The organism is Enterobacter sp. Ag1 (assembly GCA_000277545.1).
Taxonomy (GTDB): Bacteria; Pseudomonadota; Gammaproteobacteria; order Enterobacterales; family Enterobacteriaceae; genus Cedecea.
In genome coordinates this window covers 227,833-254,217 of sequence record AKXM01000034.1, presented here as the reverse complement: position 1 = coordinate 254,217, position 26,385 = coordinate 227,833, and the positions used below count along the sequence as shown (strand labels likewise).

The 26,385-nt window shown below is 56.1% G+C and carries 26 protein-coding genes; 12 read left to right on the top strand and 14 right to left on the bottom strand.

The window, feature by feature from the left end; all coding sequences use genetic code 11:
- Positions 1-65 precede the first annotated feature (65 nt).
- On the bottom strand, positions 66-1,316 hold the full coding sequence (gene ynfM / locus A936_RS14930; RefSeq protein ID WP_008459250.1) for a multidrug efflux MFS transporter YnfM/SxtP(Kp): 1,251 nt from the start codon (positions 1,314-1,316) through the stop codon (positions 66-68).
- Between the two features lie 99 nt (positions 1,317-1,415).
- Here ynfM and ynfL point away from each other — a divergent pair, with 99 nt between their 5' ends.
- From ynfL to bioD, 3 genes are all read left to right on the top strand, one after another.
- Complete coding sequence (gene ynfL / locus A936_RS14925) at positions 1,416-2,318, top strand: multidrug efflux transcriptional activator YnfL/SxtR(Kp) (RefSeq protein ID WP_008459248.1); 903 nt, start codon at positions 1,416-1,418, stop codon at positions 2,316-2,318.
- A gap of 125 nt (positions 2,319-2,443) precedes the next feature.
- On the top strand, positions 2,444-3,661 hold the full coding sequence (gene mlc / locus A936_RS14920) for a sugar metabolism global transcriptional regulator Mlc (RefSeq protein WP_008459245.1): 1,218 nt from the start codon (positions 2,444-2,446) through the stop codon (positions 3,659-3,661).
- Positions 3,662-3,784: 123 nt separating this feature from the next.
- Positions 3,785-4,480, top strand: coding sequence for a dethiobiotin synthase (bioD, locus tag A936_RS14915; protein WP_008459243.1), 696 nt, complete (start codon positions 3,785-3,787; stop codon positions 4,478-4,480).
- On the opposite strand, the gene clcB is transcribed toward bioD, so the two are convergent.
- The 9 genes from clcB to A936_RS14870 all read right to left on the bottom strand — a co-directional run bounded on the left by clcB (position 4,433) and on the right by A936_RS14870 (position 13,448).
- Complete coding sequence (gene clcB, locus A936_RS14910; RefSeq protein ID WP_034809342.1) at positions 4,433-5,725, bottom strand: voltage-gated ClC-type chloride channel ClcB; 1,293 nt, start codon at positions 5,723-5,725, stop codon at positions 4,433-4,435. The genes bioD and clcB overlap by 48 nt on opposite strands.
- A 96-nt stretch (positions 5,726-5,821) precedes the next feature.
- Positions 5,822-6,967: an osmoprotectant ABC transporter ATP-binding protein OsmV gene (gene osmV, locus A936_RS14905; RefSeq protein WP_008459239.1), complete on the bottom strand. Its 1,146-nt coding sequence runs from the start codon at positions 6,965-6,967 to the stop codon at positions 5,822-5,824.
- A gap of 33 nt (positions 6,968-7,000) precedes the next feature.
- Positions 7,001-7,198 carry a hypothetical protein gene (locus A936_RS14900; protein ID WP_008459237.1) on the bottom strand — a complete coding sequence of 66 codons (198 nt, stop codon included), beginning with the start codon at positions 7,196-7,198 and terminating at the stop codon, positions 7,001-7,003.
- Positions 7,199-7,209: 11 nt separating this feature from the next.
- A complete protein-coding gene (osmW, locus tag A936_RS14895; protein WP_008459235.1) occupies positions 7,210-7,848 on the bottom strand; it encodes an osmoprotectant ABC transporter permease OsmW in 639 nt (212 codons plus the stop codon).
- A gap of 9 nt (positions 7,849-7,857) precedes the next feature.
- Positions 7,858-8,763 carry a glycine betaine ABC transporter substrate-binding protein gene (locus tag A936_RS14890; RefSeq protein WP_008459234.1) on the bottom strand — a complete coding sequence of 302 codons (906 nt, stop codon included), beginning with the start codon at positions 8,761-8,763 and terminating at the stop codon, positions 7,858-7,860.
- Between the two features lie 18 nt (positions 8,764-8,781).
- Positions 8,782-9,498, bottom strand: coding sequence for an osmoprotectant ABC transporter permease OsmY (gene osmY, locus A936_RS14885; RefSeq protein WP_008459233.1), 717 nt, complete (start codon positions 9,496-9,498; stop codon positions 8,782-8,784).
- Positions 9,499-9,810: 312 nt separating this feature from the next.
- Positions 9,811-10,437 (bottom strand): Tat proofreading chaperone DmsD, encoded by a 627-nt coding sequence (gene dmsD, locus A936_RS14880; protein ID WP_008459232.1) that lies wholly within the window; start codon positions 10,435-10,437, stop codon positions 9,811-9,813.
- Between the two features lie 90 nt (positions 10,438-10,527).
- A complete protein-coding gene (gene ynfE, locus A936_RS14875) occupies positions 10,528-12,969 on the bottom strand; it encodes a selenate/tellurate reductase subunit YnfE (RefSeq protein WP_008459231.1) in 2,442 nt (813 codons plus the stop codon).
- 206 nt (positions 12,970-13,175) lie between these two features.
- Complete coding sequence (locus A936_RS14870; RefSeq protein ID WP_008459230.1) at positions 13,176-13,448, bottom strand: DUF1161 domain-containing protein; 273 nt, start codon at positions 13,446-13,448, stop codon at positions 13,176-13,178.
- Between the two features lie 106 nt (positions 13,449-13,554).
- On the opposite strand from A936_RS14870, the gene A936_RS14865 reads away from it, so the two are divergent.
- Complete coding sequence (locus A936_RS14865; RefSeq protein WP_008459229.1) at positions 13,555-14,265, top strand: YnfC family lipoprotein; 711 nt, start codon at positions 13,555-13,557, stop codon at positions 14,263-14,265.
- 52 nt (positions 14,266-14,317) lie between these two features.
- Here A936_RS14865 and A936_RS14860 read toward each other — a convergent pair whose 3' ends face one another.
- From A936_RS14860 to A936_RS14845, 4 genes are read right to left on the bottom strand one after another with little or no spacing between them, the layout of a single operon-like run.
- Complete coding sequence (locus A936_RS14860; protein WP_008459228.1) at positions 14,318-15,106, bottom strand: HPr family phosphocarrier protein; 789 nt, start codon at positions 15,104-15,106, stop codon at positions 14,318-14,320.
- Positions 15,093-16,517, bottom strand: coding sequence for a PTS fructose transporter subunit IIC (locus tag A936_RS14855; protein ID WP_008459227.1), 1,425 nt, complete (start codon positions 16,515-16,517; stop codon positions 15,093-15,095). Before A936_RS14855 ends, A936_RS14860 begins: the two co-directional genes overlap by 14 nt.
- A 10-nt stretch (positions 16,518-16,527) precedes the next feature.
- A complete protein-coding gene (pfkB, locus tag A936_RS14850; protein ID WP_008459226.1) occupies positions 16,528-17,442 on the bottom strand; it encodes a 1-phosphofructokinase in 915 nt (304 codons plus the stop codon).
- Between the two features lie 24 nt (positions 17,443-17,466).
- Positions 17,467-18,321 (bottom strand): tagatose bisphosphate family class II aldolase, encoded by an 855-nt coding sequence (locus tag A936_RS14845; RefSeq protein WP_008459225.1) that lies wholly within the window; start codon positions 18,319-18,321, stop codon positions 17,467-17,469.
- A 352-nt stretch (positions 18,322-18,673) separates the two neighbouring features.
- Here A936_RS14845 and A936_RS14840 point away from each other — a divergent pair, with 352 nt between their 5' ends.
- The 8 genes from A936_RS14840 to paaY all read left to right on the top strand — a co-directional run bounded on the left by A936_RS14840 (position 18,674) and on the right by paaY (position 26,309).
- Positions 18,674-19,468, top strand: coding sequence for a DeoR/GlpR family DNA-binding transcription regulator (locus A936_RS14840; RefSeq protein ID WP_192810975.1), 795 nt, complete (start codon positions 18,674-18,676; stop codon positions 19,466-19,468).
- Positions 19,469-19,478: 10 nt separating this feature from the next.
- Positions 19,479-20,432, top strand: a complete 954-nt coding sequence (locus tag A936_RS14835) for a sugar kinase (RefSeq protein WP_008459223.1) — start codon at positions 19,479-19,481, stop codon at positions 20,430-20,432.
- Positions 20,433-20,485: 53 nt separating this feature from the next.
- Positions 20,486-21,904, top strand: coding sequence for an ATP-binding protein (locus A936_RS14830; protein WP_083845856.1), 1,419 nt, complete (start codon positions 20,486-20,488; stop codon positions 21,902-21,904).
- Positions 21,891-22,553 carry a response regulator transcription factor gene (locus tag A936_RS14825; RefSeq protein ID WP_008459218.1) on the top strand — a complete coding sequence of 221 codons (663 nt, stop codon included), beginning with the start codon at positions 21,891-21,893 and terminating at the stop codon, positions 22,551-22,553. Before A936_RS14830 ends, A936_RS14825 begins: the two co-directional genes overlap by 14 nt.
- Entirely contained in the window at positions 22,550-23,368 is an 819-nt protein-coding gene (locus A936_RS14820) for a DUF2861 family protein (protein ID WP_008459216.1), read from the top strand. Before A936_RS14825 ends, A936_RS14820 begins: the two co-directional genes overlap by 4 nt.
- An 89-nt stretch (positions 23,369-23,457) precedes the next feature.
- Positions 23,458-24,645 carry a glycoside hydrolase family 5 protein gene (locus tag A936_RS14815; RefSeq protein WP_008459214.1) on the top strand — a complete coding sequence of 396 codons (1,188 nt, stop codon included), beginning with the start codon at positions 23,458-23,460 and terminating at the stop codon, positions 24,643-24,645.
- Between the two features lie 126 nt (positions 24,646-24,771).
- Positions 24,772-25,698 (top strand): phenylacetic acid degradation operon negative regulatory protein PaaX, encoded by a 927-nt coding sequence (gene paaX / locus A936_RS14810; RefSeq protein WP_008459212.1) that lies wholly within the window; start codon positions 24,772-24,774, stop codon positions 25,696-25,698.
- 14 nt (positions 25,699-25,712) lie between these two features.
- Positions 25,713-26,309, top strand: a complete 597-nt coding sequence (paaY, locus tag A936_RS14805) for a phenylacetic acid degradation protein PaaY (RefSeq protein WP_008459210.1) — start codon at positions 25,713-25,715, stop codon at positions 26,307-26,309.
- Positions 26,310-26,385 lie beyond the last annotated feature (76 nt).

Sequence of the window (26,385 nt, the reverse complement as noted above, 5' to 3'; positions counted from 1 at the left end):
TGAACAGGTTGTTAACGCCAAAGAAAATAGCATTAAGCTTGCCTGAACACGAGAGCGGCAGCAGGTTAGTGCGCCTTATGGTGCAAACGGGTGGCAACCAGCAGGGCGACCAGCAGCAGCGAGCCGATAAACGCCGCCACGCCGTTCCAGCCAAACTGGTGCCAGAACACGCCGCCAAGGGTACCCGCCAGGCTGGAGCCCAGGTAATAGCTGAACAAATACAGCGACGAAGCCTGGCCTTTGGCCCGACGTGCGCGTGGCCCAATCCAGCTGCTGGCAACCGAATGGGCGGCAAAGAAACCGGCGGAGAACAGCAGCATCCCGGCAAAAATAACGATAAGCGAGGAGAAAACGGTCAGCGTCAAACCAAGGAACATAATGGCCGTGAAGCCAATCAGCACGGGGCCGCGGCCATATTTCGCGGTCATGGCGCCTGCTTTAGGTGAGCTCCATGTCCCGGTCAGATAGGCGACGGACAGCAGGCCCACCACCGCCTGGCTCAGAAACCATGGGGCTTCCATCATGCGGTAGCCAATGTAGTTAAAGAGGGTGACAAACGCCCCCATCAGCAGGAAGCCTTCCGCAAACAGCAGCGGTAACCCCTGGTCCCGCCAGTGCAGGCGGAAGTTAATAAACAGCGTTTTAGGGCGAAGACTGGAGGCGCGAAAATGCTGCGACTGCGGCAGAATCTTCCAGAACATCAGCGCTGAGGCAAGGGCAAAACAGCCGATAGCCGCGACGGCCACGCGCCAGGTAAAGAAGTCGGTGAGTACCCCGGTGATCAGGCGGCCGCTCATTCCGCCGATTGAGTTCCCGCTGATGTACAGGCCCATCGAAAACGCCACCACGCTCGGGTGCATCTCCTCGCTGAGGTAGGTCATGCCCACGGCAGCAACGCCGCTAAGGGAAAGGCCGATGAGCGCGCGCATGATCAAAATGCCGTGCCAGCTGGTCATCAGCGTTGACAACAAAGTACAGCAGGAAGCCAGCAGCAGAGCCGTAACCATGACCTGTTTACGGCCAATGGCGTCCGACAGCGGGCCGGTAAACAGCAGCCCGATAGCCAGCATGGCGGTAGAAACCGAAAGCGAAATACTGCTGCTTGCCGGGCTGACGCCAAATTCATGAGAGAGCACCGGTAAAATAGGCTGGACGCAATAGAGCAGGGCAAAGGTAGCCAGCCCGGCGGAAAACAGCGCCAGCGTGACGCGCATAAACTGAGGGGTACCGCGTTTGATATAGCTGACAGAAGGGGCAGACCGGCTTTCGTCAACATCCTCTGTCGGGGCTGTGCTGACGGTAGTTGTACGACTCAAGGGAGATCCTTACGCAGGTGTTAACTTATTCTTAACAGAGTAGAAAAGTGTAAATGTTATGTCTAATATATTAATAATCTCAAATGATACTTTAAACATATGAATATCGAGCTGCGCCACCTGCGCTATTTCATCGCCGTTGCCGAAGAGCTGCATTTTGGCCGGGCGGCGGCACGGCTGCGGATCTCCCAGCCGCCTCTTAGCCAGCAAATTCAGATCCTTGAAGAGCAAATCGGCGCTCGCCTGCTGGCGCGTACCAACCGCAGCGTTAACCTCACCGCAGCCGGCCAGCAGTTTCTCTCTGATGCCAGGCAAATTCTCGGCCAGGTGGATGCCGCAGCCGCGCGTGCTGCCCGGCTGCATCAGGGCGAAACCGGCGAGCTGCGCATTGGCTTTACCTCATCAGCACCGTTTATTAAGGCCGTTTCTGACAGCCTGTCTCGCTTTCGCAAGCGCTACCCTGACGTGCATCTTCAGATGCGGGAAGTGAACACCCGGGAACAAATTGCTCCCCTGAATGAGGGCGAGCTTGAGCTGGGATTGATGCGCAATACGCGTCTGCCGGATACCCTGAACTGGACGCTCATCCTGCGTGAACCGCTGCTGGCGATGGTGCATCGCGATCATCCGCTGGCAGGCAGCCGTTCGATATCGCTGACACAGCTTGCTCAGGAGCCGTTTGTTTTCTTTGACCCGCATGTAGGTACCGGGCTTTACGACGACATTATTGGGCTGCTCCGCCGCTATAACATCGTGCCGTACATTACCCAGGAAGTAGGCGAGGCGATGACGATCATTGGGTTGGTGTCTACCGGGCTGGGGGTTTCCATCCTGCCAGCTTCGTTCCAGCGCATTCGCCTGAGTGATGTGGTTTGGCTTCCCATTGACGAGCCAGAGGCACAGTCTGAGCTGTGGCTCGTCTGGCCAAAGCATCGGGAATTATCGGAAGCAGCGAAGCGAATCTCGGCGCTGCTGACCGAGGCCTCGTGGGCGTTAAAATAGGCCAAATATGGCGGGAATATGTGCGGTAAATCACAACCCTACGTAAATATTTGACGACCCCACTTGAAGTGTTTCACCATAGCCTAAAAGTTTATTTCGAAGCGCGAAAATAAAGGGAGTACCACGTGGTTGCTGATAGTCAACCGGGCCATATCGATCAGATTAAACAAACCAATGCCGGCGTTGTTTATCGTTTGATTGATACCCACGGTCCGGTGTCGCGAATCGATCTTTCCCGCCTGGCGCAGCTGGCTCCGGCCAGTATCACTAAGATTGTGCGGGAAATGCTTGAGGCGCATCTGGTACAGGAAACGGAGATTCAGGACCCCGGCAGCCGTGGTCGCCCCGCGGTGGGCTTAATGCTTGAAACAGAAGCCTGGCATTACCTCTCAATTCGCCTGAGCCGCGGTGAAATTTCACTGGGGCTGCGCGACCTTAGCAGCAAACTGGTGGTGGAAGACACGGTAGACTTGCCGACGGACGACCCGCAGCCTTTACTGGAACGCATCATCTTTCAGGTCGATCAGTTCTTTATTCGCCATCAGCAAAAGCTTGAACGCCTGACCGCCATCGCCATTACGCTACCGGGCATCATTGATACCGTTCATGGTGTTATTCATCGCATGCCGTTCTACGATGTCTGCGATATGCCGCTGGGCGAGGCGCTGGGCAATCACACCGGCGTCCCGGTCTTTATCCAGCACGATATCAGCGCCTGGACCATGGCAGAGGGGCTGTTTGGTGCTTCTCAGGGCGCAAGAGATGTGATTCAGGTGGTGATTGATCACAACGTTGGCGCAGGCGTTATCACCGATGGGCGTTTGCTTCACGCGGGCAGCAGCAGCCTGGTGGAAATTGGCCACACGCAGGTCGATCCTTACGGAAAACGCTGCTACTGCGGCAACCACGGCTGCCTTGAAACCATTGCCAGCGTCGAAAGCGTGCTGGAGCTGGCGCAGCAGCGTATGAGCCAGTCAATGGGCTCAATGTTACACGGCCAGCCGCTGAGCGTGGAATCCCTGTGCGACGCCGCGTTAAGCGGAGATCTGCTGGCAAAAGATATTATTATCGGCGTCGGGCAAAACGTGGGGCGTATTCTGGCCATCATGGTTAACCTGTTTAATCCGCAAAAAATTCTTATCGGTTCACCGCTTAACCGCGCCGCCGCCATCCTTCACCCCGCGATTACGGACTGTATTCGCCAGCAGGCATTACCCGCCTATAGCAGTCATACGGTGGTCGAAGGGACGCAGTTTGATAACCGAGGCACCATGGCCGGCGCGGCGCTGGTAAAAGATGCAATGTATAACGGCTCTTTATTAATTCGTCTGCTGCAGGGCTAATCTTCGGCCCTGATTCACCAAAAATTGCGCTATCTCAATCTGGCTACAGCGCCATTCTTTTAGACTTTCCCGCGTTAGTTTTTCTCTTTAATTATCTGGCTAGCATTACCTCGGGAGACAGCCATGCTTAAGCGTTTCTTTATAACAGGTACGGATACTGCCGTCGGGAAGACGGTGGTGTCACGAGCCTTACTGCAGGCGTTGTCGGCCAGCGGGAAAAGCGTCGTTGGCTACAAGCCGGTCGCGAAGGGCAGTAAAGAGACGCCAGACGGGCTGCGCAATAAAGATGCGCTGGTACTGCAAAGCGTCTCCACGATCAAACTGCCCTATGAAGCGATCAATCCTATCGCGCTCAGCGAGGAAGAGAGCAGCATCAGCCATCACGGGCCGATTAACTACTCGCTGCTGTCGAGCGGCCTGCAAAGGCTGGCCGACCAAATGGATCACGTCGTCGTCGAAGGCACGGGCGGCTGGCGCAGCCTGATGAACGATCTTCGCCCGCTGTCGGACTGGGTGGTACAAGAGCAGCTGCCGGTGCTGCTGGTGGTGGGGATTCAGGAAGGGTGCATCAACCATGCGCTGCTGACGGCGCAGGCGATTGCCAACGACGGGCTGCCGTTTATTGGTTGGGTCGCGAACCGTATCAACCCAGGCCTTGCGCACTACGCGGAAATTATCGAGGTGTTGAGCAAAAAACTGCCGGGGCCGCTGGTCGGTGAACTGCCGTACCTGCCCCGGGCCGAACAGCGTGAGCTGGGAGCCTATATCGACCTAACCCGGCTGCGTAGCGCTCTGACGGTAGACCGACTGCGGGCGTAGCCAGCGCGAAAGCGTTGAGGCTATCACGCAGGTCAGCAGCAGACCGGGGAGCAGCGTAAACTCCCCGGTCATTTCACAAATCATCAGCGTCGCCATGATCGGCGCGTGCGTCGTGGCCGCCAGCAAAGACGCCATTCCCGTCAGCCCCAGCAGGATCATCAGCGGTTCACCGCCGCCCCACAGGCCACAAACCTGGCCAAACAGCATGCCCAGTGCCGCCCCCATAAACAGCGTGGGCGTAAATACGCCGCCCGGTGCGCCGGAGCCGCTACTTGCCATCACCGCCAGCAGTTTGCACAGCAGCACGCCACCGACAAACAGCAGCGCAGGCGGGCTGGAAAGAAACGACTGCACCACGCTGTAGCCGTTGCCCCATGCCGTCGGGGTGACCAGCGAAAGCAGGCCGACAATCAGCCCGCCGAGCGCCAGCTGCAGCGGCGGCGACAGCTTAAGTGAACGAAACAGCGCGCTGCTTCGCGCCAGCAGCCAGAGAATTAGCGGCCCTAGCACGCCCGCGGTTAAGCCGAGCAGCGCCATTAGCCCATAATGCGAAGGCTGAGGGGGATCAAGAAGCGTGACGATATAGAGCGGAGCCTGCCCGCCGTTCAGCAAATGCGTCATCAACAGGGCGCTGACGGCGGCAATCACCACCGGCCCCAGCGAGGCAAGCATCAGTGAGCCAAACAGAATTTCCGCAATAAACAGGCTGCCCGCCAGCGGTGCATGATAGGCGCTCGCCATCCCCGCAGCCGCGCCGCAGGCGACCCACAGCTTCCACTCTTTGTCCGGGGTAAAGCGCTGGGCAAACAGCGAAGCAAAAACCGTTGCCAGCAGAATCATCGCCCCTTCGCGTCCTATTGCGCTCCCGCTGGCGACGACTATCAGCGAAGCGGCGGACTTCACCAGGCTGGACGGCACGTCCAGACGACCATCGCCGGTTTCGATGGCTTCCATATAGTCGGTGGGGGCAGAAGGGCGCTGGCGAGTGGCTCGTTGCCAGCTCCACAGCAAAAGCCCGGCCAGCAGGCCACCTGCGGCAGGCGTCAGGACGCGTCGCCAGGGTTCGAGTGCCGCAGCGGCTGCAACCAGGCTGCCGCCGTGATCGCCGAGGAAGACGTTTTCAAGCAGGTACATGGCCTGCCGAAATAGCCAGACCACCAGCGCGGAAGCCAGGCCAATGAAGACCGCAATCACCAGTCGGCGAAGCATCACTCTGATGTCAGGCAAGGCTTGTATTCGGTGCATAGCGCATAAGATGGCGAAAGAATGGCGCTATTGTGGGGGAGAACGTCGCTAAGCTCAAAGGAAAATGCGCCGCCACAAAGCAGCGCATAGGATTGATTAACTTTGTTGGATATTCAGCGCCCGACGGGTGCGGCCCGAGCTGAGATAATCGGCAATATAATCCTGCGAAATTTCGCCACTGTAGCGGCCATCTTCATCGGTGATCGGCATCCAGACCATGTTGTGCTCATAGAGCTTAGAAAGCACGATGCGCAAGTTTTCCTCCGCGCGGCCGGTGACGCGGAACGGGTGAAGGAGGTCGGTGCAAGTGCCCGTCGCGCCTCGCGCTTCACGCCGCTTAACGAAGCCCAGCGGTTTACCTCCGGCGTCAACGACGGTGATGGAACGCATGTCGTTGTCATCCATGGTGGCGAAAGCTTCCGCCAGCGGCGTGGATTCACGAGCCGTAATGGTCGGCTGCTGGTCGGTTACGTCTCCGGCCTGCACCAACAGGAGGCGCTTCAGCGTGCGGTCCTGGCCAACAAACGAGCCGACGAAGTCATTGGCCGGTTTCGCCAGCAGCTCGTCAGGGCTGGCGCACTGCACAATTTTACCCTGGCGGAAGACGGCAATCCGGTCGCCAAGCTTCAGCGCCTCGTCGATATCGTGGCTGACCAGCATTACCGTTTTCTTCAACTGGCGCTGCATCTCCAGAAACTCGTTCTGAATGGTTTCGCGGTTAATCGGGTCAACCGCGCCAAAAGGTTCATCCATCAGCAGCACCGGAGGATCCGCCGCCAGGGCTCGGATCACTCCGATACGCTGTTGCTGGCCGCCGGACATTTCGCGCGGATAGCGGTTGAGGAAGCGGTTAGGGTCGAGGGCGACCATGCTCATCAACTCCTGGGCGCGTGCTTTACAGCGGGATTTATCCCAGCCCAGCATACGTGGCACAACAGTGATATTCTCTTCAATCGTCATGTTCGGGAACAGGCCGATTTGCTGGATAACGTAGCCGATATTGCGGCGCAGTGTGACGGAATCCAGATCGTTGGTGTCCTGACCGTTGATTAAAATCTTGCCGCCGGTGGGTTTTATCAGGCGGTTGATCATTTTCAGGGTGGTGGTTTTACCGCAGCCGGAAGGGCCGAGCAGCACGCACATTTCACCTTCTGGCACGTTCAGGCTGACGTTGTCGACAGCGTTAAAAGTCTGCCCGTTTTTCTGTACAAATTGTCGCGTGAGGTTTTCAAGTTTTATCATTATCGGGTCCTCTTTGGCGCTGGTCTCAGCACCTTAATTCATGAGCTTGCGGCGGGAGTCTTCACACTTTTGTTTCAGACGCTGTACCGCGTCCGGCAGCATAGGTGCGGTCATCATATGGCGATAGTTCATGCACTCTGGGGTGTCCTGAGGCGGTTCTGGCGCTGGGCGGGAAGAGCAGGCGGTCAGCAGCGCCAGCGTTGAAAGTATGCAGAGTGGGATAAAACGCATAGCGGCCTCTTTTACCATTTAGTGAAATGCAGCTGCAGACGATGCAGCAGCCAGTCGAGCACGATGGCTAACAGGCAGATCATCACCGCCCCGGCAATGAGCATGCGGATATCACTCCCGCCGATGCCATTAAGCAGCAGCAAGCCCAGACCGCCCGCGCCAATGACGGCGGCAATGGCCATGACGCCAATGTTCATCACCACCGCGGTTCGAATTCCGCCAAAAATCACCGGCAGCGCCATTGGAATTTCCACCCAGCGCAGGCGCTGCCAAAACGTCATCCCGATGCCTCGCCCGGCCTCACGTAACCCCGGCGGCAGGCTGTCCAGCGCGGTGTGGGTATTGCGGACAATCGGCAGCAGCGAATACAGGAACACCGCCGTCACCGCAGGGACTACGCCAATACCCTGACCGATCAGCGAAAACAGGGGAATCATCAGGCCGAACAGCGCCACGGACGGAATGGTGAGCAAAATAGTGGCAAAACCGAGTATTGGCGTGGCAAGCCATTTATGGCGCACGATAAGAATGCCCAGCGGCACGCCAATCAGGATTGCCAGGCCGACGGCGATCAGCACCAGCCACAGGTGATGCAGGGTGAGAGAGCCAATATACCCTGCGTTATCAATCATATAATGTAACGTTTCCACGATACCTCCTCAGAGCAAGCCTTTCTGCTGCAGGAATTCACGGGCCACCTGCTGCGGGGTTTCATGGTCGATATCAACTTTAGCGTTCAGGGTTGTTATCACCTCATTGTTCAGCTCGGACGATAGGGTGTTCAGCGCCGCCTCAAGGCCCGGGTGCGAGTCCAGCACGTCTTTACGCACCACGGGCGTGACAGCGTAACTTGGGAAGAAGCCCTTATCGTCCACCAGCGCTTTCAGGTCAAAGCCCTTCATACGCCCGTCGGTGGTGTAGATCAGACCGGCATCAACAAACCCGTCGCGGATGGCGTTATAGACAAGGCCGGGGTCCATCTGGCGAATTTGCGGGCGGTCCAGCGGCATGTTGTACACCTGCTGCAGCGGCTTCAGGCCGTCGCTGCGCCCGGCAAACTCCAGATCCAGGCCCAGCATCCAGTTATGTTTTGGGTCGGTCTGGCGCACATGTTCGATGCGCTCCACCAGCTGCGACATCGTGGTAATGCCTTCTTTTTCTGCCCGTTCGCGCTTCATGGCAAAGGCGTAAGTGTTGTTCATCTCCGCGGGTTTAAGCCAGACGAGGCCCAGCTTTGCGTCCAGTTTTTTGACCGTGTTGTACGACTCTTCCGGCGTCATTCGCTGATTAATGTGGTTAAAGATAATCAGCGAGGTGCCGGTGTACTCCCAGGTCATATCAATCTGCTTGTTGATCATCGCATTGCGGGAAATTACGGTGGCAATGTTGGTCTGCGGCGTCACCTGAAAGCCCTTTTTAGCCAGATACTGCGTGGTCATGGCCGACAGAATATGCTGCTCGGTAAAGCTTTTGGTCGCCAGAATCAGCGGTGCTGCCTGAGCCTGGGTGGCGATAAGGGAGGCTGCGGCAAACGCCGTAGTTAGCATCCGTGAAAGCAGTTTCATACACGCTCCTTATTGTTGTTATTGGGCGGTGTGGGGGCTGAGCACCCGCCCCAGGCTTGCAAGCGCTAAGTCGAGGATGAGCGCAAACAGTGCCGTCGCCACGGCGCCGAGTATCAGCGTTGGGAAATCGTTCAGGTAAATCCCCGGGAAAATAAGCTCTCCGTAGCTGCTCGCGCCGATAAGAAAGGCCAGCGGGGCGGTGCCGACGTTGATGGCGGTGGCAATCCGCACGCCGGACAGGATCACCGGCCAGGCGTTGGGGATCTCCACCTGACGCAGCCGCTGGAATTTGGTCATGCCAATCCCATTGGCGGCTTCTATCAGTGACGGAGGAACGCTGCAAAGCCCGGCATAGGTATTACGGACAATCGGAAGCAGTGAGGCAAGAAACAGGGCGACGATCGCCGGTTTGTCGCCAATGCCGATAATCACCATCGCCAGAGCTAACACCGCCAGCGGCGGCAGCGTGTTGCCGATATTAAAAATCTGCATGACGTACTCGGCCCAGCGGCGAGCCGCAGGGCGGCTGAGCAATATTCCGCTGGGGATACCGACCAGCAGGGCGAGCGCCATTGAGCTGAACACCAGAATCAGGTGCTGCTGCCCGAGATAGAGTAAATCGACCTGCCGGGCTTTCAGTGTGTCGAGGCCGATGCCCCAAACCACCAGAGCAAGCACTAAAATCAGCGCCACTAGCCCAAGTAAGAACCGTGTTGCGAAGGATGCGTTTTGCATTGCAGTGTGTCTCCCTGTGTGCACGCGTTATCGCCGCCGGGGAGGCGGCCTGTTGTTATGCCATGTGTCGGCAGGGTGTCTGGAGCTATAGCAACGTAGCGGGAAGGATTCCAGTTTAAGGGACAATTAAGAGGCTAATGATTCAGTCGATAAACTGATGCTCAGGCCTTATGGCATGTGGCCTGTGGATGAAAAGTAAAGATTTGTCTTAAAAATGTTAATGCAAGGTGACGTTGTCACATTCATGGGGTGCAGAAATCCTCGTTTTTTCAGGAAACCGGATGCGTCCGGCTTCCTGAAAGCCCAGGATTCTTAGAAATGCAGTTCTTTGCTGGCGACGGGCATCAACATGCCGTTTTGCCAGCCTGAGAGGGTCAGTTTTGCCAGCTCGCCCAGGCCACGATAGAAATCATTCGCTGTGTTTTCGGTAAACAGGCTCAGATAACGTTCGGCCCAGGGCAGCAGATGCCAGGCCAGCAGCTCATCCAACGGCTGCCGCTGCCCCTGGTCGGCCAGCCAGGCCGCCAGCATCAGCATTAAGCCAAAATGATCTTCAGGCTCGTTTTGTTCCGTCTGTGGGGCAAAGCCTTGGGTCCGCATCCACTGGCGAAGCTCAAGCAGCGAGTCGCCAAACAGCACATTTTCTTTGTCGAGATAGACCGAGCCCCACGGCGGGGCCGGCAGCGCATAAGGGCCGATGAACAGGCGCTGGAACTCTTCGTTTATCGGCGTGGCCTGATCCGCCAGGCCTGCAGCCATGAGAGGCGCAACTGCCGCCAGCGTTGGGGTCTGGAACGGCCATTCGCTCACCCAGTCCGGTACGGCAAGCATCGCCATCAGCGCGGCGCTGTCCGGGTGGTTGGGGGCATGATAAAACAGGGCTCCGAGCACCCGGCCGCTAAGGGCTATCGCCGACAGGCGTTGTTGTTCAGAGAGCATTTTCATTCCTTTTCGTCGGGCACCCGGCTCCGCTACACGTCGCTGGAGCCGGGTGAATACAGGCAAAGCGATAAGCCTTTGCCATCACGCTTAAATCTTCTTAATTTCAACCAGATTGGTATGCTGGGGGTTGCCTTTTGCCAGCGGTGAAGGGCGGTGCGTGGTTAGCGTATTAATGCAGGCGCCGTGGTCAATGCGGTCGCCGTTCATGTCGGCGTCATGCCAGGCGCCCTGGCCCATAGCGGCAACGCCAGGCATGATGCGCGGGGTGACCTTCGCCTCAATATGCACTTCACCGCGCCCGTTAAACACGCTGACTTTGTCGCCGTTGGCGATGCCGCGACGTTTTGCGTCGAGTGGATTAATCCAGACTTCCTGACGCGCGGCGGCCTGCAGGACGTCAATGTTGCCGTAGGTTGAGTGGGTCCTGGATTTGTAGTGGAAACCAAACAGCTGGAGGGGAAACTCGCTGCGCTGCGGAGAGTCCCAGCCTTCAAACGTCGAGGCATACACCGGCAGCGGACTGATGGTTTCATCTTTTTCCAGCTCCCAGCTGGCGGCAATTCCGGCAAGCTTGCTGGAGTAGATTTCAATTTTCCCGGACGGCGTTTTGAGTGGGTTGGCCTGAGGATCTTCGCGGAATTTTTTGTAAGCCACAAAATGGCCAGCCGGATCTTTACGCTTGTAAATACCCATCGCCCGCAGATCTTCATAAGCAGGCAGCGCCGGGTCTTTCGCCAGCATTTTCGCGTACAGATATTGCAGCCACTCGCGCTGGGTTCGTCCTTCCGTGAAGGCCTGATGCACCTCGTCGCCCAAGCGTTTAGCCACTTCGCTCATCATCCAGTAGATAGACTTGCGCTCAAACTTAGGCGCGGTGGCGGGCTGGATGAAAATCAGGTAGCCCATATTACCGGCGTAATCGTTAGGAATAATGTCCTCCTGCTCGACGGTCATCAGGTCCGGCAGCAGGATATCGGCGTATTTCGCCGACGAAGTCATAAAGTTCTCGATCACCACAATCATTTCGCACTGCTTATCGTCCTGCAAAATGGCGTGGGTTTTATTGATATCGGAATGCTGGTTAATAATCGTGTTGCCGGCATAGTTCCAGATGAACTTGATCGGCACGTCCAACTTCTCTTTCCCGCGCACGCCGTCTCGTTTGGCCGTCATTTCGGGGCCGCGAGTGATGGCATCCGTCCAGCTGAAGCAGGAAATCTGCGTTTTGACCGGGTTTTCCAGCACCGGCATACGTTCAATGGTGATGGTATAGGTGGATTCACGCGCGCCGCTGTTGCCGCCGTTAATCCCCACGTTGCCGGTGAGGATCGGCAGCATGGCGATGGCCCGTGAGGTCAACTCGCCGTTGGCCTGGCGCTGCGGCCCCCAGCCTTGGGCAATATAAGCGGGTTTTGCACCCGCAATCTCTCGCGCCAGCTTGATGATTCTGTCCACCGGAATACCGGTTATCCGGGAGGCCCAGTGCGGCGTTTTCTCTGTCCCGTCATCGCCTTCACCTAAAATATAGGCTTTGTAGTGACCGTTGCGCGGGGCATCGGCGGGCAGGGTTGTCTCGTCATAGCCGACGCAGTATTTATCCAGGAAAGTCTGGTCGACCAGATTTTCGCTAATCATGACGTGGGCAAGCCCGGCCACCAGCGCGGCATCCGTTCCGGGGCGAATAGGGATCCATTCATCTTCCCGGCCTGCCGCAGTGTCGGTGTAGCGCGGGTCGATAACGATCATGCGGGCGTTGGAACGTTCGCGAGCCTGTTCAAGGTAATAAGTGATACCGCCGCCGCTCATCCGCGTTTCTGCTGGATTATTGCCGAACAGGACGACCAGTTTACTGTTTTCGATATCCGAAGTGCTGTTGCCGTCATTGCTGCCGTAGGTGTACGGCATGGCGCAGGCAATTTGGGCGGTGCTGTAGGTGCCGTAGTGGCTCAGAAAACCGCCGTAGCAGTTCATCAGCCTGGCGACCAGCGAGGCGTAAGGGGAAGAGCGGGTGATATTCCCGCCAACCACGCCGGATGAGTAATTAATGTAGACCGCTTCGTTGCCATATTTTTCAACGGTCTGCTTCAGGCTGTGGCTGACAATCTCCAGCGCTTCGTCCCAGCTGATGCGTTCAAATTTACCTTCGCCCCGTTTGCCCACGCGCTTCATCGGATAATTCAGGCGTTCCGGGTGGTTGATCCTGCGGCGGATGGAGCGCCCGCGCAGGCAGGCGCGAACCTGGTGGTCGCCATAGGTGTCCAGCCCGGTATTGTCAGTTTCAACCCAGTAAACCTCTTCGTCGCGAACGTGCAGCCGCAGGGCGCAGCGGCTGCCGCAGTTAACCGAGCAGGCTCCCCAGACAACTTTGTCTTTATTTTCCGGCGACAGGGCGTCGGCAACCGCGGCCGCGGCGCTGCGCATACCAAAAGGCAGCGAAATGCCGCCTGCGGCGAGGGCCAGGCCGCCAATGGCTGATGATTTTACCAGGCTGCGGCGGCTAATCCCGCCTGGATGATTGAGGTTCGACATCGCTCTCTCCATGACTTTTTGTCGTGTGGAAGACGTTATTATTTGTATTTTTTGTGGTTCGGTGATTGCTGAGGCTGCCCGTCAGGGGGCGCTCGGGGGAAGAGTGTTACTTAATTAGGAGTAGACGTTATTAACGCCAGTCAAAGTTGCGGTGGATGAGGGGAAATAGATGAAGGAAAGCAGGGTGCCCGGCACCCTGCAGGGGATTATTGCGGTTCATTTTCCGGCGCAGCACCGCCCGCGATACGGGTATAAACGATTTTTTGCGTGTCGTTCGCACAGTGGCCGACGACCTGGCCGCCGGCTTTGTCTGCCTGATCGTTAGGTACGATAGTGAGCGAGAAGCCTGACTCAGGCACGCCGTTATTGACAATTTTCTGCTGAATATCCGCTTTCACTTTTTCGCAACTGCCCTGTGCGGCCAACGCCGGTGCGGCAGCGATCAGCAGTATCGTGCTTAACCAAACGGTACGTTTCATCATCTCTTCCTTATGTTGAGTTGAACGTTAAGAATAGCGCTTTTAGTGTAAAGTGTTGTATTTGCTTATATCATGTTATGACATAAAAACAGGAGAGCGGCAAAACGTGAAGAAAATCATTACCCTCGGTGCGCTGGTTTTGAGCCTTGTAGGCTGCGATAACTCGACGTCGCCGCAGGCGTACACGCCGGAAATGGCCAGTTTTTCTAACGAATTTGATTTCGATCCGATGCGCGGCCCGGTAAAGGATTTTAGCCAGACGCTGATGAACGACAAAGGTCAGGTTTTGAAAAGGGTCAGCGGTACGCTGTCGGAAGAAGGCTGCTTCGACACGCTGGAATTTCACGATCTGGAGAACAACAGCGGGGCATCGCTGACGCTCGATGCAAACTACTATGTTGATGCGGTCAGCCTTGAAAAACGCGTTCGGCTGCAGGGGAAATGCCAGCTTGCTGAACTGCCTGCCGCGGGCATCAGCTACGACACCGACGACAACGACTTTGTGACCGCCGCCAAAGGCAAAGATGTGCTGGTGACCTATAAGTACGACAGCGAAGGCTATCCGCTGGAGAAAATCACCAAATCGAAAGACAGCGAACTTGCCATCGTGGCGAAAGCGGGTGTCGATAAAAAGAAAAAGCTGGATTACAGCGCGACAACCAGCCTGAACGGCAAAATCATCGGGGTCGCAAAGCAAAGCTGTGACTATGACCGCCATTTCAACTCGCTGTCCTGCGATCTGGAAATGACGGATGATTCCGTCACGCCGCCAAAGGTGGACCGTTACACCATTAAAAATACGGTGGAGTATTATTGATCGTATCGGTGTTACAAATACCGGATGCCACAATGACATCCGGCAAATGAAGTTAACCAAACAAGCGGGATAACCAGCCGCGCTTCGGTTGTTCTGGCGAGGCGACAGGCATCTCTCCCAGCCCCTGATCAATACTTTGCCCAATGGCTGCAAGCGCCGTGCGGGCATCGGTGCCATTCGCCGTGAACCGTATACGGTGGCCCGTTTTTACCCCCAACGAAACCATCTTCATCAGATTTTTGCCGTCAACGGGCCCGGCCTGGCTGTCCATATTCTCAACGGTGACACGGCTTTGAAACTGCTTAATCAGTTTCACCAGCACGGCGCTCGGTCTGGCATGTAGCCCGTGAGGATTACGGATCACAAACGTGGCCTGTTCTCCTTCCGTGTGGGATGTTTGTGGCTCACTTTCGGCGTTATTACCGGTCAGAATCGCTAAAACCTCAGCCGGCGTTGTGGCCTTCGCCAGCGCTTGCGGCACGCCTTCATCGCTCAACGCCCGGGTGAGCTGACGCAAAATATCGAGATGTTCGTTCGACCTTGCAGCAATCCCGGCCACCATATACGCCACATTATCTTCTCCCCAGTCCACGCCCTGCGGGAATACAATCACTTTTACGCCAGTGCTCAGCACCGCATGACGGGTATCCGGTGTGCCGTGGGGAATGGCAATGCCGTGGCCCAGGTAAGTGGAAATCTGCGCTTCTCTGGCCAACATGCCTTGAAGATATTCCGCCGTGGTATTGCCCGCTGATACCAGCCTGTCGCTGACTTGCTCGAGCGCAGTGACTTTATCGACCTGCTCATGGCTGATGAAAATATCCTGTTCACAAAGTTGCATTCTGACCTCCTGTCTGCAGCCCGGCTGTAGGCTGTTTGCGGTTATTCCAGAGTCGCCACGTACCTAGCATCACCGCACCGCAGGCGGAGCCGGCCAGGATGCAGAGCACCCAGATTAATGGTTTGCTGACCAGCGGCAGGATCAGGAACCCGCCGTGCGGTGCCGGGACTTCTATATGCATGCTGTAGCTGAGTACGGCCGAGATGGAAGAGGCGATCATCATCATCGGGATCACGCGCAGCGGATCTTTCGCTGCAAAGGGGATAGCACCTTCGGTGATATGCGTGCAGCCGAGAATATAGTTCACCATCCCGGCCGCGCGCTCCTCTTCGCTAAAACCTTTGGGGAAGAAAGTGGTTGCCAGAGCGATGACCAGCGGAGGCGTAATACAGGCGGCGGATACGCCGGCCATAAAGAAGAAGTTCCCCTGGCCGAGCAGCAATGTTCCCGTGACGTACGCTGCTTTGTTGACCGGGCCGCCAAAATCGAAGGAACACATCGCCCCGACAACAATACCCAGCAAGATCGGGTTGGCTTGTTGTAGCGAACTCAGCCAGTCCATCATGCCGTTGTTGATGGCCGCGACGGGCTTGCCGAGCAGCACCATCAGTACGCCAATCACCAGCACGCCAATCAGCGGCATAATGAAGATCGATTTTAAGCCTTCATACTGACGCGGCAGCCCGTCGAGCAGGCGTCGGACAAGCAGCATGAAGTAACCTGCGGCGAACCCGGCAATGATCCCGCCGAGAAAGCCCGCCCCCGTGGCGTTAGCCAGCAGGCCGCCAACGAACCCGGCAACCATCCCGGCGCGGCCGGAAATCGACCAGGCAATATAGGCCGTAAAAACGGGCACCATAATGGAAAATGCCTGCTGGCCGACCTGCATTAAGGTTGCGGCAATGGCGCTGTACTGAGGTGAATTGGGATCGGCGGAGTAAATGCCCCACAGGAAGGAGATGGCAATCAGAATACCGCCTGCCACCACGAAAGGCAGCATGTTGGAGACGCCGCTCATCAGGTGTTTATAAATCTGCCTGCCGAACGATTCTTGTTCATGTTTTTCCGCTGTTACCGAAGCAGAAGATATTCCCTGGCGGCGGGAGAGTTGCCCGCTGATGACTTTATTAATAAGATCTGCCGGGTGGTGAATCGCTTCTTTAACCGGCACTTCAATCACGGGTAAGCCATTAAAGCGTTCGGCGTTGACATCTTTATCTGCGGCAATGATGATGCCGTAAATATTTTTTAAGTCTTCCGGCGTTATTTCATTTTCAACGCCGGATGCGCCATTAGTTTCTATTTTTATTTCGACATTTAATTTTTTTGCTGCGGTCTTCAAGGCTTCTTCAGCCATAAACGTGTGGGCAATACCCGTAGGGCAGCCGGTAACGGCAATGATTTTTTTCATAATCAGACCTTTATAATTGGACGATTTGAACCTGTTGTAATAATGCTTCCAGACGATTGAGTTTCCCGAGGCCGGCAGACGCGGCGACGTCCGCACCCGTGGCGCTGGCGAGGGCTAGTGCCTCGGGAATGTCTTCACCATTCAGCCAATGGCTGAGAAATGCCGCTAGCGCGGCGTCCCCAGCACAGGCTGAACTGACCAGCTCTATTTCGGGCGCGGAGGCGAACCACAGCTGACAACCGTCGGAAAAATAGAGCCCTTTTGCGCCGAGGGTTAATAACACATTACGTGCGCCCAACTGATGTAATGTCTGCATCGCCTCGCGCACCTGTTGGATGCTTTCCACCTGAAGATTGAATATTTCTTTTAATTCATCGTCATTGGGTTTGATCAGCAGGGGATTAAGCTCAAGTAACTGCCGCAGCGCAGGGTGGCTGATGTCCAGAATGATTTTTCCCCCGCGCTGTTTGCAGAGTGACATAACCTCCACATAAAACTGGCTTTCAATACCCGGCGGCAAACTGCCGCTAATCACTAAATAATCGCCCGGGCGGATGCAGTCCAGATGCCGAATAATCTGTTGTTTACATTCATCATCAATATGCGCCCCGGCATTGACCAACTTATATTCATTGTTGCCGTCATTTATAAACACATTAATTCGCGTAGGGGCCTGCACCCAGGATGGGGTAACGTTAATTTTTTGTTTTTTAAGTTCCTCCACAATATAGCGCCCGGTAAATCCGCCGAATATGCCCATGACGTGGGTCGGCTGCTGAAAGTGCTTCAGGACCAAAGAAACGTTAACGCCTTTGCCGTTAGGACAATATTCCGTGCGCTGGGTGCGGTTCACGCTAGAAGGCTGCAGAGAGCCGCAAAAAATATTCATATCAATCGCGGTGTTTAAAGTCAGGGTATGGATCACGACATTGCTCCTTGCGTCCGTGGGTTAGCGCTGTCCTTCACAACCACAGACATGAATGACTTTACGGACGACTTCTTTCATCGCCTGTTTGGCAGGCTGCATGTAATGCCGGGGATCGTTAGCCCCAGGCTGCTCGATGAAGTACTGCTTTAGCGCGTCTGAAAACGCGATTTTCAGTTCGGTAGCGACGTTGACCTTACAGACACCGAGCGAAATAGCCCGGCGAATATCGCCCTCTGGCAGACCAGAAGCACCGTGTAATACCAGGGGAACATCCACGCATTCACGGATCGCCGCCAGACGATCGAAATCGAGCTTTGGTTCGGCGGCATAAAGCCCGTGAGCCGTCCCGATAGCTACTGCCAGGGAATCAATCCCGGTACGGGAGACAAACTCACGAGCCTGCTCCGGGTTGGTATACAGCGCATCTTTGGCGTCAACGACCAGATCGTCCTCTACGCCGCCCAGCCGCCCAAGCTCTGCTTCTACGCTGGCATCGTAGCGGTGACTCAGCTCTACAACATTTTTCACCAGCGCAACATTCTCTTCAAAAGCATGATGCGACCCGTCAATCATTACTGAGCGGATCCCGGCCTGCACTTTACGGGTGATGTCCACGAGGTCTTCGTGGTGATCAAGGTGCAGCGCGAGTGGCTGATCCCAAAGTCTGGCCAGATCGCTGGCGATGGCGACAACGTTGCCGGTCCCGGCGTAGCTATAAGTGCCCGGCGTCCCGGCAAGGATCAGCGGGGAACGCATTTCAGCAGCCGTTTCCACCACCACCTGCATCGTTTCCAGATTGTGAATGTTAAATGCCGGTACGGCGTACCCCAGACGCTGAGCTTTTAACAACATGTTTTTGCTGGAAATAATATACATATTTGCTCCTTTTTGTTTAAAAATGAAATCGTTATTTGAGTGATAACTTACGTTTTGAAAGTAATTTAGCGATCCTATGCCTGTGTCGCTGTGATCGAAGCCACACAACGGCGATTTTATTTACTAAATGAAAGTTATTCGGTATTGATAATATTCATTTTTAAACATATTGTTGAGAGGTGTTTTCTGTTAATGCATTGAAATAAAGGCTATTTGTTTGTTTTTATTTGTTGGGTGATAGACAGGAGTTTGACAAGAGAAAAGATAAATTTAAAAATGAAAGTTATTACTCGAATGACTTAAAAGGCACTCTACTGTGGCAAAACCGTCAACCAGCCTGCTGAAAAGACGCCTGGATATTGCAGAGATCGTCCGTAAAAACGGCGAAATTAAAGTAGATGATTTGGCGGAGATGCTTGCTGTGTCTGGCGTCACCATTCGAAACGATCTCAATTATCTGGAGCAACAAGGCTACCTGAAGCGCTCGTTTGGTGGCGCAATTTATACCGCCCAGCAGGGGGCACCGGTGGCTCAGCCCCGGGAACCTGCCGCCGTTGTGCATAAAGAGCTGGAAGCCGAAATGGCGCGCCAGGCTGCGGCCTTAATCAGCGAGGATGAAACCGTATTTTTAGGACCTGGCTCTATTTTACGTAAAGTGATTCCTTTCCTTACGGGCTATGACGATCTGCGACTGTTGATGAATGACCTGGCGCACGTCTGTTTTGCGCAAGAGTTTCTTCCCGGTGAAAAGATCCTGCTTGGCGGCGTATTGAGCGGAGATGGAAACAGGGTCGAGGGTGAGGCGGCATTAAATGCGCTTCGCCATTACCGCCCGAGCCGCACGTTGATTGCCGTCGACCATATTGCAGAAGATGGCACGCTGAGCGTCAGAGATGCACCAAGCGCACGTCTGTTGGGTGAAGCCGTTGGGCAGAGCAAACACCTGATTGCCATCGTCGCCAACCGGCCCGTTTACGGCGAAAAACGCTATGCCGTTGGCCAGCTCGCGCAGGCAAGCGGCCTCATTACGCCCCAGGTTGTGGCAGCGGAATACCATTCTCGCTTTCTCGCTGTGGGGCTGAGCAATAGCTACACCAACAATGAGTGCCTGACGTGGCTCAACCCAGCGCTGCAAAAAGCAAAATGAAGGAGCGGTGATGAACGTGACGATATGTACCATCGGCGAACTGTTGGTGGAGTTTTTGGCCAAGAAAGAAAGTCAGGGCTTTTCGCAGCCGGGCGAATTCTGGGGGCCTTATCCCAGCGGTGCGCCAGCCATTTTTGCCGATCAGGTGGCTAAATTAGGATTCGGTTCGGTGCTGTTCAGCTGCGTCGGCAGCGATGCCTTTGGGGAGATGAATATTGCCCGGCTGGAAAAAGATGGGGTCGACGTGAACGGCATTACCGTCCTGCCAAAAGCCACCACCGGCAGCGCCTTTGTCAGTTACCGCACCCAGTCGCAGCGCGATTTTATTTTTAATCTGCCGAACAGCGCCTGCGGCTCGCTTACTGCCGACCATATCGACGACACCTTGCTTAACCAGTGCAATCATTTTCATATTATGGGCTCGTCGCTGTTTTCGTTTCGCATTATCGATGCCATGCGAAAGGCGATTGAAAACGTGAAGTCACGCGGCGGCACCGTCTCCTTCGATCCTAACATCCGGAAAGAGATGCTTAACATCCCGGAAATGTCACAGGCGTTTGAATATATCCTTGATTACACAGATATTTTCCTGCCGAGCGACGGGGAGTTAGATTACTTCGGGCGGCATCAGGGGGAGGATGAGCAACGGCTGGTGGACAATCTGCTCAAGCGCGGGGTGAAACACGTGGTGATCAAACGAGGGCCGCGAGGGGCGAGCTACTTCAGCGATCGGCAGACCTGGCATATACCCGGCTTTAACGTGTCGGTGGTTGACCCTACCGGGGCAGGTGACTGCTTTGGTGCCACGTTTGTCAGCCTGTTTTTGTCCGGCGTTCAGCCACAGGAAGCGTTGACCTGGGCCAATGCCAGCGGCTCGCTGGCAATTTCGCAGCGTGGTCCGATGGAAGGCACCTCCACCCGCTCGCAAATTGAAGCCTTTCTTGCGGCGCAATCGGCGAGATAAACATGCTGCCAGCCAGGCAGCTTTCCACCCCCTCATAAATTAAGGCCTTTCTCGTGACCCGGAGATTTGTCCCGTTGTTTCGTTACGCGATACTCTGGCTGTGTGCTGCCCTTTGGCTGCATGCAGGTTCGACTCGTGCGGCGGAACTTGACGAGGATCTGGCCCGCTTTAGCGCGGCGTTAAGCCGGTCAACCCCGGCGGCGCAAGTCTCGCTGCAAACCCTTCAGCAGCTTGATGCTACGTTGCTCAAGCCCGAATCCATGTATCCTCAGTTTCAGGCCTGGTCGCTGCCGGACCTCACGGCGTTTTACCACCTGGACAAGCGCTGTGCCAGCGGGGACGAGCTATCACCCTCGGTGAAATCATTTCTTGCCGCCTTATGCCAGCCGGACATTCCGCCTGCATCCTGGTTCGCCGCGAATCCGCTCTATCCGCTTGGGGGAAGCAGTGCCTGGCAGTACATCTTGCGTCATCCGGGCGCGGCAGCGGTGCTAAGAAACTCGCTGCATGTGCGGGAAAGACCTGACGACCTGGCGGGCATTGGCAGACTGTCCGATGACAATCTTGAGGCATTGCTTGGGGGCCAGCGCTGGCTGCTGCAAAACGGCCAACTCTGGCGATTCAGCCAGCAGCAATGGCAGCGTTATGAGGCAACGGTCTGGCAGCCTCTAGCCCGACAGTCCGATATCAAACTGGTTAATGCCGGGGGGCGCTGCGATATGCGGGCAGGGGCGCTGTGCGTCAATGCTCGGGAAGGTTATCGCGATGTCTGGCGCTGGCTTTTTGGCCTGCTGGCGCTGTTTACCGCGTCGGGGTTGATATGGATGGCCTGGCAGCGGAGGCAACTGCGTGAGCGTCAGCGCTTTATTACGCAAATGCTGACCCATGAGCTGCGTACGCCCATTGCCCAACTGAGCAACGTGGTCGAACATTTTCGCCGTGACTTCGACCAGTTGCCGGAAGGTGCCCAGCTTAATTTTGTGGCTCTGGCCGACACGCTGCAACGGATGCGGCAGATGGCCGATACCAGCAAACACTACCTGATAGCGGAGCATCAGCGGGAGGCGCTGGAAACACCCACTCAGGTCCGGCTCAGCGACTGGCTCGATCACCTTTGTGCGGATCGGGACGGGCTGACGTACTGCCTGGAAGAAAACATGATCGTGGGCGTGTCGCTCTACTGGGGCAGCCTGTGTCTGACGAATTTACTGGATAATGCGTTCCGTCACGGAAAGCCTCCCGTGCACCTGACGGTGCATAAAAGTAGAACGCACCTTATTTTTCAGGTTAGCGATAGCGGAAACATCACTCAAAACCCGCTGCTGAACAGCCGCCGTTTACGCTGGTCAAGCAGCAGTCTGGGTCTTGGATTGACCATTGTTCAGCGGGTTGCTCGTCGCCTCAACGGAAAGTTGACGTTCAGCCCCGCGCCAACCACGTTTACCCTGGAGTTGCCGTATGATCCCGACTAAAGCGCTTACTTTATTGTTAATTGAGGATGATATTGCGCTGGGCGAAGGGCTGGCGACATTTTTGCAGCAGGAGGGGTTCAGCTGCCGCTGGCTGCGCAGCAGTGAATATGTTCTCGACCATTGGTATCAGGCGGATTTGGCGATTCTCGACCGCCAGCTTCCCGAAGGCGACAGTCTTCGGCTTTTGCCTCAGTGGCTGGCAAAAAAAGCCCTGCCGGTGATCGTGCTGACGGCAAAAGTGAGCATTGAAGAGCGGGTGGCGGGGCTGGAGGCGGGCGCGCGTGACTATCTGAGCAAGCCGTTTGCCCACGTTGAACTGCTGGCTCGCATCCGGGCTCAGCTTCGCCCTTTAGGCGACGGGTTGCTGGTCTGCGGTGAACTCAGCTTACTTCCGGCGCGGCAAATTGCTACCTGGCAGGGTAAAGAGGCCGCGCTGACGGCAACCGAGTTTGCGCTGCTGGCGATGCTGATGCAGATGGCGGGACGCGTGTTTACCCGGGATGAATTGCTCAATCAGGTTTGGGGCTATCAAAGCTTTCCGTCAACCAGAACGGTGGATACGCATGTTTTACAGTTACGGCAAAAACTGCCGGGCCTGCCGATTGCGAGCGTGCGCGGGATTGGCTATCGGCTGGAGCTAGCGGAATGAAACTTCTCCTGTCAGCCCTGCTGATCGTCTTCTCGTTCAGCGTCGGTGCAACGTTGCCCCAAACGCCGCTGGAGCCCGTATATCATCAGCTGTTTAACCAGCGAGGCGACCTTGCTAACAGCCAGTTGATTGATGTCTGGCCGCGGCTGAATAGCGCGGCACAGCGGCTGGCCTGGAAAGAGGCGCTTAATGCCGTGGTCAGTCGGCAATGCGGCAAAGATCTTACTCCGGCGGTTCCTGAGTGGCTGGACGACTTAACGCTCACGTTGATGCAGCGTGATATGCCGCTTAACCGAATTTATCGCATAACTTTGAGTGGAAAGAGCCCCCGCCAGGATATTAACGTTGCCCTGATGCTGCCCGATGGCAAAAAAGCGCTCGCCGCAATGCCGGTGCAGTATGAAGCGGCAGGTGAGTTTCGGGTCGAAAGCGAAGAGTTTACTCAGCCGCTGAGCGAAGGGGTTTATCTGCTGACCGTATCGAGCGGCGGGCAGCAATGGCAGCAGCCTCTGGCGTTACAAGGCCTTGACGGGTTAACGCAGATCCAGCTTCACGATCGCGCCATTACGCTCACTACGCCGCAGGTGTCTCCTGCCTGCCCCAAACCCTGGCTTGAGCAAACGTTGCTTAATCGCAGCGACTATAGCCAGATTTGGTGGGCAAAAAGCGACCAGCTGACGCTGATGCCCTGGCCTGCGAAGCCTGCCGAAAGCGTATGGGCCACGGTGGCCGTGGTCAGTGCGGAAAATCGGGGCAGCGTGGCGGTAAGAACCGAACACCGCCTCGCCGGTCCGCTGGCAACGATGAAAAACTAAGGCCTATACCGCTATCCTGACATTCCTCTGACAATCGACGCCCGCTAACCGGCAATACTGCAGCCTCTTTCGTTACTGAGGTATTTGTCATGAAACTCAAAGCACTTTGGTCAGGGCTGGCGCTGCTCTCTGGTTCCGCCTTTGCCATGGACAGCATCGCCTTCTGGAACTCGCCGCAGCACGGCGGCAACAGCTTTAACCGTCTGCCGCCCGATCAAGCCTATTTCACCGCTCTCAAAGGCTACGGTGCCAGTTGGGTACGGCTTTCGTGGGACAAATGGCGACCGGAACAACGTGATTTTTTGCTGGGTAATGCCGACAACTATCGGGGGCTGATGACGCAGGATCTCCGCATCCTCAAAGAGACGCTGGCGCGTGCTCACGCCGCCGGACTTAAAGTGGTGATTACGCCGCTGTCGCTGCCCGGTATGCGCTGGGCGCAAAACAATGATGGCCGCTTTGACGACCGGCTGTGGCAGGATAAACGTTACTGGCAGCAAAGCGCGCAGTTCTGGCGTGACCTGGCCGGGCAGCTAAAAGATAACCCGGCGATTGCCGCCTACAACCTGATCAATGAGCCTGCGCCGGAGAAGCGGGCTGGTCTCCCCGAACACGCCTCGCTGGAGGAAATGAAGGCCTGGTACAAAGCGCACCAGGGCACGGCCAGAGACTTGCCAGAGTTCTATCAAACCGTGATCAACGCGATTCGCGAAGTGGATAAGATGACGCCCATCATGGTGGATAGCGGCTGGTACGCCGCCGCCGACAGCTTTAGCTACTGGCCTTCCGCCCTGAGTGACGATCGCGTGCTTTACAGTTTTCATATGTACGAACCCTACGACGCGACCAGCGCGCCAAACCTCAAACGCCTGAAGCCGTATGTCTATCCCGGCGTTGTCCCTTTTGGCGGTAAACAGGAAAAATGGAACGGAGAGCGCGTGGCCGGGTATCTGCAGCAGCCATTCTGGTGGGCTAAGCAGCGAGGGGTGGCGCAGAATCGTATGGTGGCGGGGGAGTTTGGCTGTATGCGCCAGTTGGCCGGGTGTCGCCAGTATCTCGAGGATGTCCTCAGCGCGCTGGATAAAACACAGGCGCACTGGGCATTCTACAGCTTTCGCGAAGATGCCTGGGACGGCATGGATTATGAGCTGGGAAAAAGGAAAGTGCCCTGGTCGTACTGGCAGGCGATGGATGAACATAAGCCGGACACTTTACCGCGCCATGCCACGCCTGAGTTTGAGCCGATTAGCCGCCGACTGGGGCCGTCGACGCGTTAAGTTATGCGTTACGTTAAGATGAGTGATTTGAGATTTTTTGAATCATAACACCTAATTCAATGTGGGCCGTCCGCTTTATTATGCTATGTTTTTTCTCTGAAATTCCCATAGCGGCAATGAGGCAGGATGAGCAGCAAACTCGACACTTTTATTCAGCAGGCCGTCAGCGCCGTGCCCATCAGCGGCACGTCGCTGATTGTCTCTTTGTACGGCGATGCGCTGGCTCATCGAGGCGGCGAAATCTGGCTGGGTAGCCTCGCGGCGATGCTGGAGCCTTTGGGATTCGGTGAGCGTTTTGTGCGCACGTCGCTTTTTCGCCTCAATAAAGAGGGCTGGCTGGACGTGGAGCGAGTGGGGCGCCGCAGTTTTTATCGCCTGACCGATATGGGCCAGAGAATGACCCGCCGCGCTGAGTCGAAAATTTATCGCGCCGGGCAGCCTGCCTGGGATGGAAAGTGGCTGCTGCTGCTTTCCGAAGGGTTGGAAAAAACCACGCTGCAACAGGTGAAAAAACAGCTCATCTGGCAGGGTTTTGGGGCGCTCGCGCCGAACCTGATGGCTTCGCCCTCGCAAAATCTCGCGGATATCCAAAGCCTGCTTCATGAGGCAGGCGTGGCTGAGCAGGTCATCTGTTTTGAGGCTGAATCCCCGCTGCAAACGTCCCGCGCAGCGCTGAGATCTCGCGTGGAAGAGTGCTGGTTGCTGACCGACAAAAACGAACGTTACGCTGAATTTATCAACTCTTTTCGCCCGCTTTTACCGCTGCTGCGTGAGGCGGGAAACGATGAGCTAACGCCGCAGCGCTGTTTTCACATTCAGCTGCTGCTGATCCACTTCTACCGCCGTGTCGTGCTGAAAGATCCGCTGTTGCCGGATGAACTGCTGCCGCCGCACTGGCTGGGGCAGAATGCCCGCCAGCTGTGCATCAATATCTATCAGCGGGTCGCCGCCGGCGCGCTTACCTACGTCAGCGAGCTGGGCGAAACCTCGGTGGGCGACTTGCCCGCCCCGGTGGGCGGTTACCAGAAGCGATTCGGTGGACTCAACCCCTAAAATAAGGAGCCCGTATGTCCATTTATCAGATTGATGGCCTGACGCCTGTCGTCCCGGAAGACAGCTATGTTCACCCGACGGCGGTGCTGATCGGCGACGTTATTCTCGGGCACCGCGTTTACATTGGCCCCAATGCTAGCCTGCGCGGTGATTTTGGGCGGATTATCGTCGAAGACGGAGCGAATGTGCAGGACAACTGCGTGATGCACGGTTTTCCTGAACAGGACACCGTTGTTGAACAGGACGGCCACATCGGGCACGGCGCCATCCTACACGGCTGCCGCATTGGCAAAAATGCGCTGGTGGGCATGAACGCGGTGATTCTGGATGGGGCACAAATTGGCGAGAATTCGATTGTCGGCGCCGCGGCTTTTGTTAAAGGCAAGGCGGAATTTCCGGCGAATACGATGATTATCGGCAGCCCGGCGAAAGCGATACGTGAATTACGGCCTGAAGAGCTGGCCTGGAAGAAACAGGGCACGAAGGAGTACCAGGATTTAGTGATTCGCTGCCAGCAAACGATGCATCAGGTGGAGCCGCTGCGGGAGGTTGAGGCGGGGCGGAAGCGTCTGGTGTTTGAGGATTTGCATCAGCCTAAGAAAAGCTGTTAATTCCCCTCACCCCGGCCCTCTCCCCAAAGGGGCGAGGGAGAAAGCGGACCTGGAGAATAGTGTTTTTCCCCTCTCC

What these genes read in the sequence shown, in the direction of transcription:
- A936_RS14845 (WP_008459225.1), bottom strand. Translation starts at nt 18,321, where the DNA reads ATGTATATTATTTCCAGCAAAAACATGTTGTTAAAAGCTCAGCGTCTG.
- A936_RS14855 (WP_008459227.1), bottom strand. Translation starts at nt 16,517, where the DNA reads ATGAAAAAAATCATTGCCGTTACCGGCTGCCCTACGGGTATTGCCCAC.
- osmY (WP_008459233.1), bottom strand. Translation starts at nt 9,498, where the DNA reads ATGCAAAACGCATCCTTCGCAACACGGTTCTTACTTGGGCTAGTGGCG.
- osmV (WP_008459239.1), bottom strand. Translation starts at nt 6,967, where the DNA reads ATGATAAAACTTGAAAACCTCACGCGACAATTTGTACAGAAAAACGGG.
- A936_RS14870 (WP_008459230.1), bottom strand. Translation starts at nt 13,448, where the DNA reads ATGAAACGTACCGTTTGGTTAAGCACGATACTGCTGATCGCTGCCGCA.
- ynfL (WP_008459248.1), top strand. Translation starts at nt 1,416, where the DNA reads ATGAATATCGAGCTGCGCCACCTGCGCTATTTCATCGCCGTTGCCGAA.
- A936_RS14900 (WP_008459237.1), bottom strand. Translation starts at nt 7,198, where the DNA reads ATGCGTTTTATCCCACTCTGCATACTTTCAACGCTGGCGCTGCTGACC.
- bioD (WP_008459243.1), top strand. Translation starts at nt 3,785, where the DNA reads ATGCTTAAGCGTTTCTTTATAACAGGTACGGATACTGCCGTCGGGAAG.
- A936_RS14815 (WP_008459214.1), top strand. Translation starts at nt 23,458, where the DNA reads ATGAAACTCAAAGCACTTTGGTCAGGGCTGGCGCTGCTCTCTGGTTCC.
- A936_RS14820 (WP_008459216.1), top strand. Translation starts at nt 22,550, where the DNA reads ATGAAACTTCTCCTGTCAGCCCTGCTGATCGTCTTCTCGTTCAGCGTC.
- A936_RS14835 (WP_008459223.1), top strand. Translation starts at nt 19,479, where the DNA reads ATGAACGTGACGATATGTACCATCGGCGAACTGTTGGTGGAGTTTTTG.
- clcB (WP_034809342.1), bottom strand. Translation starts at nt 5,725, where the DNA reads ATGCACCGAATACAAGCCTTGCCTGACATCAGAGTGATGCTTCGCCGA.
- ynfE (WP_008459231.1), bottom strand. Translation starts at nt 12,969, where the DNA reads ATGTCGAACCTCAATCATCCAGGCGGGATTAGCCGCCGCAGCCTGGTA.
- A936_RS14860 (WP_008459228.1), bottom strand. Translation starts at nt 15,106, where the DNA reads ATGCAACTTTGTGAACAGGATATTTTCATCAGCCATGAGCAGGTCGAT.
- paaX (WP_008459212.1), top strand. Translation starts at nt 24,772, where the DNA reads ATGAGCAGCAAACTCGACACTTTTATTCAGCAGGCCGTCAGCGCCGTG.
- A936_RS14825 (WP_008459218.1), top strand. Translation starts at nt 21,891, where the DNA reads ATGATCCCGACTAAAGCGCTTACTTTATTGTTAATTGAGGATGATATT.
- dmsD (WP_008459232.1), bottom strand. Translation starts at nt 10,437, where the DNA reads ATGCTCTCTGAACAACAACGCCTGTCGGCGATAGCCCTTAGCGGCCGG.
- A936_RS14890 (WP_008459234.1), bottom strand. Translation starts at nt 8,763, where the DNA reads ATGAAACTGCTTTCACGGATGCTAACTACGGCGTTTGCCGCAGCCTCC.
- paaY (WP_008459210.1), top strand. Translation starts at nt 25,713, where the DNA reads ATGTCCATTTATCAGATTGATGGCCTGACGCCTGTCGTCCCGGAAGAC.